4 rRNA genes are annotated in these 3,779 nt (G+C 47.2%); all 4 read left to right on the forward strand.

Annotation, left to right across the window (positions count from 1 at the left end):
- Positions 1 to 70, forward strand: a 16S ribosomal RNA gene (locus ACFFJP_RS10930); the annotation flags it as partial.
- A 265-nt stretch (positions 71 to 335) separates the two neighbouring features.
- A 23S ribosomal RNA gene (locus ACFFJP_RS10935) occupies positions 336 to 3,257 on the forward strand.
- A gap of 70 nt (positions 3,258 to 3,327) precedes the next feature.
- A 5S ribosomal RNA gene (gene rrf, locus ACFFJP_RS10940) occupies positions 3,328 to 3,442 on the forward strand.
- Positions 3,443 to 3,671: 229 nt separating this feature from the next.
- Positions 3,672 to 3,779, forward strand: a 16S ribosomal RNA gene (locus ACFFJP_RS10945); the annotation flags it as partial.

Below are 3,779 nucleotides of genomic sequence, written 5' to 3' on the forward strand. Positions count from 1 at the left end.
GGGACAAATGATTGGGGTGAAGTCGTAACAAGGTAGCCGTATCGGAAGGTGCGGCTGGATCACCTCCTTTCTAAGGATATATTCGGAACATCTTCTACGAAGATGAGGGAATAACGTGACATATTGTATTCAGTTTTGAATGTTTATTAACATTCATTTGTACATTGAAAACTAGATAAGTAAGTAAGATTTTACCAAGCAAAACCGAGTGAATAGAGTTTTAAATAAGCTTGAATTCATAAATAATCGCTAGTGTTCGAAAGAACACTCACAAGATTAATAACTAGTTTTAGCTATTTATTTTGAATAACAATTCAAAATATGGTGGAAACATAGATTAAGTTATTAAGGGCGCACGGTGGATGCCTTGGCACTAGAAGCCGATGAAGGACGTTACTAACGACGATATGCTTTGGGTAGCTGTAAGTAAGCGTTGATCCAGAGATTTCCGAATGGGGGAACCCAGCATGAGTTATGTCATGTTATCGACATGTGAATTTATAGCATGTCAGAAGGCAGACCCGGAGAACTGAAACATCTTAGTACCCGGAGGAAGAGAAAGAAAAATCGATTCCCTGAGTAGCGGCGAGCGAAACGGGAAGAGCCCAAACCAACAAGCTTGCTTGTTGGGGTTGTAGGACACTCTATACGGAGTTACAAAAGAACATGTTAGACGAATCATCTGGAAAGATGAATCAAAGAAGGTAATAATCCTGTAGTCGAAAACATATTCTCTCTTGAGTGGATCCTGAGTACGACGGAGCACGTGAAATTCCGTCGGAATCTGGGAGGACCATCTCCTAAGGCTAAATACTCTCTAGTGACCGATAGTGAACCAGTACCGTGAGGGAAAGGTGAAAAGTACCCCGGAAGGGGAGTGAAAGAGAACTTGAAACCGTGTGCTTACAAGTAGTCAGAGCCCGTTAATGGGTGATGGCGTGCCTTTTGTAGAATGAACCGGCGAGTTACGATCTGATGCAAGGTTAAGCAGCAAATGTGGAGCCGCAGCGAAAGCGAGTCTGAATAGGGCGTTGAGTATTTGGTCGTAGACCCGAAACCAGGTGATCTACCCTTGGTCAGGTTGAAGTTCAGGTAACACTGAATGGAGGACCGAACCGACTTACGTTGAAAAGTGAGCGGATGAACTGAGGGTAGCGGAGAAATTCCAATCGAACTTGGAGATAGCTGGTTCTCTCCGAAATAGCTTTAGGGCTAGCCTCAAGTGATGATTATTGGAGGTAGAGCACTGTTTGGACGAGGGGCCCCTCTCGGGTTACCGAATTCAGACAAACTCCGAATGCCAATTAATTTAACTTGGGAGTCAGAACATGGGTGATAAGGTCCGTGTTCGAAAGGGAAACAGCCCAGACCACCAGCTAAGGTCCCAAAATATATGTTAAGTGGAAAAGGATGTGGCGTTGCCCAGACAACTAGGATGTTGGCTTAGAAGCAGCCATCATTTAAAGAGTGCGTAATAGCTCACTAGTCGAGTGACACTGCGCCGAAAATGTACCGGGGCTAAACATATTACCGAAGCTGTGGATTGTCCTTTGGACAATGGTAGGAGAGCGTTCTAAGGGCGTCGAAGCATGATCGCAAGGACATGTGGAGCGCTTAGAAGTGAGAATGCCGGTGTGAGTAGCGAAAGACGGGTGAGAATCCCGTCCACCGATTGACTAAGGTTTCCAGAGGAAGGCTCGTCCGCTCTGGGTTAGTCGGGTCCTAAGCTGAGGCCGACAGGCGTAGGCGATGGATAACAGGTTGATATTCCTGTACCACCTAGTATCGTTTTAATCGATGGGGGGACGCAGTAGGATAGGCGAAGCGTGCTGTTGGAGTGCACGTCCAAGCAGTAAGGCTGAGTGTTAGGCAAATCCGGCACTCATAAGGCTGAGCTGTGATGGGGAGAGGAAATTGTTTCCTCGAGTCGTTGATTTCACACTGCCGAGAAAAGCCTCTAGATAGATAACAGGTGCCCGTACCGCAAACCGACACAGGTAGTCAAGATGAGAATTCTAAGGTGAGCGAGCGAACTCTCGTTAAGGAACTCGGCAAAATGACCCCGTAACTTCGGGAGAAGGGGTGCTCTTTAGGGTTCACGCCCAGAAGAGCCGCAGTGAATAGGCCCAAGCGACTGTTTATCAAAAACACAGGTCTCTGCTAAACCGTAAGGTGATGTATAGGGGCTGACGCCTGCCCGGTGCTGGAAGGTTAAGAGGAGTGGTTAGCTTCTGCGAAGCTACGAATCGAAGCCCCAGTAAACGGCGGCCGTAACTATAACGGTCCTAAGGTAGCGAAATTCCTTGTCGGGTAAGTTCCGACCCGCACGAAAGGCGTAACGATTTGGGCACTGTCTCAACGAGAGACTCGGTGAAATCATAGTACCTGTGAAGATGCAGGTTACCCGCGACAGGACGGAAAGACCCCGTGGAGCTTTACTGTAGCCTGATATTGAAATTCGGCACAGCTTGTACAGGATAGGTAGGAGCCTTTGAAACGTGAGCGCTAGCTTACGTGGAGGCGTTGGTGGGATACTACCCTAGCTGTGTTGGCTTTCTAACCCGCACCACTTATCGTGGTGGGAGACAGTGTCAGGCGGGCAGTTTGACTGGGGCGGTCGCCTCCTAAAAGGTAACGGAGGCGCTCAAAGGTTCCCTCAGAATGGTTGGAAATCATTCATAGAGTGTAAAGGCATAAGGGAGCTTGACTGCGAGACCTACAAGTCGAGCAGGGTCGAAAGACGGACTTAGTGATCCGGTGGTTCCGCATGGAAGGGCCATCGCTCAACGGATAAAAGCTACCCCGGGGATAACAGGCTTATCTCCCCCAAGAGTTCACATCGACGGGGAGGTTTGGCACCTCGATGTCGGCTCATCGCATCCTGGGGCTGTAGTCGGTCCCAAGGGTTGGGCTGTTCGCCCATTAAAGCGGTACGCGAGCTGGGTTCAGAACGTCGTGAGACAGTTCGGTCCCTATCCGTCGTGGGCGTAGGAAATTTGAGAGGAGCTGTCCTTAGTACGAGAGGACCGGGATGGACATACCTCTGGTGTACCAGTTGTCGTGCCAACGGCATAGCTGGGTAGCTATGTATGGACGGGATAAGTGCTGAAAGCATCTAAGCATGAAGCCCCCCTCAAGATGAGATTTCCCAACTTCGGTTATAAGATCCCTCGAAGATGACGAGGTTAATAGGTTCGAGGTGGAAGCGTGGTGACACGTGGAGCTGACGAATACTAATCGATCGAAGACTTAATCAATTTTTAAAAAACGTTTTGCGACGCAAAATCTTACTTACTATCTAGTTTTGAATGTATAATCATTCATTTGTCTGGTGACAATGGCAAGGAGGTCACACCTGTTCCCATGCCGAACACAGAAGTTAAGCTCCTTAGCGCCGATGGTAGTCGGACTGACGTTCCGCTAGAGTAGGACGTTGCCAGGCAATCTACTTTTGACCTGTTGGTCATTTTTTTGTGGATTAATAGAATATATTAATAAATTAACTTGAATTTTTTGTTGACTTAACTATGCTTAAGATGTATAATTAATTCTTGTTGATTAGAAATGAACATTGAAAACTGAATGACAATATGTCAACGTTAATTCCAATAAACAGTAACGAAATGTTACAAACTATTTAGTATTTATGAGCTAATCAAACATCATAATTTTTTATGGAGAGTTTGATCCTGGCTCAGGATGAACGCTGGCGGCGTGCCTAATACATGCAAGTCGAGCGAACAGACGAGGAGCTTGCTCCTCTGACGTTAGCGGCGGAC

The organism is Rheinheimera tilapiae, from assembly GCF_042432165.1.
Classification (GTDB): Bacteria; Pseudomonadota; Gammaproteobacteria; order Enterobacterales; family Alteromonadaceae; genus Pararheinheimera; species Pararheinheimera tilapiae.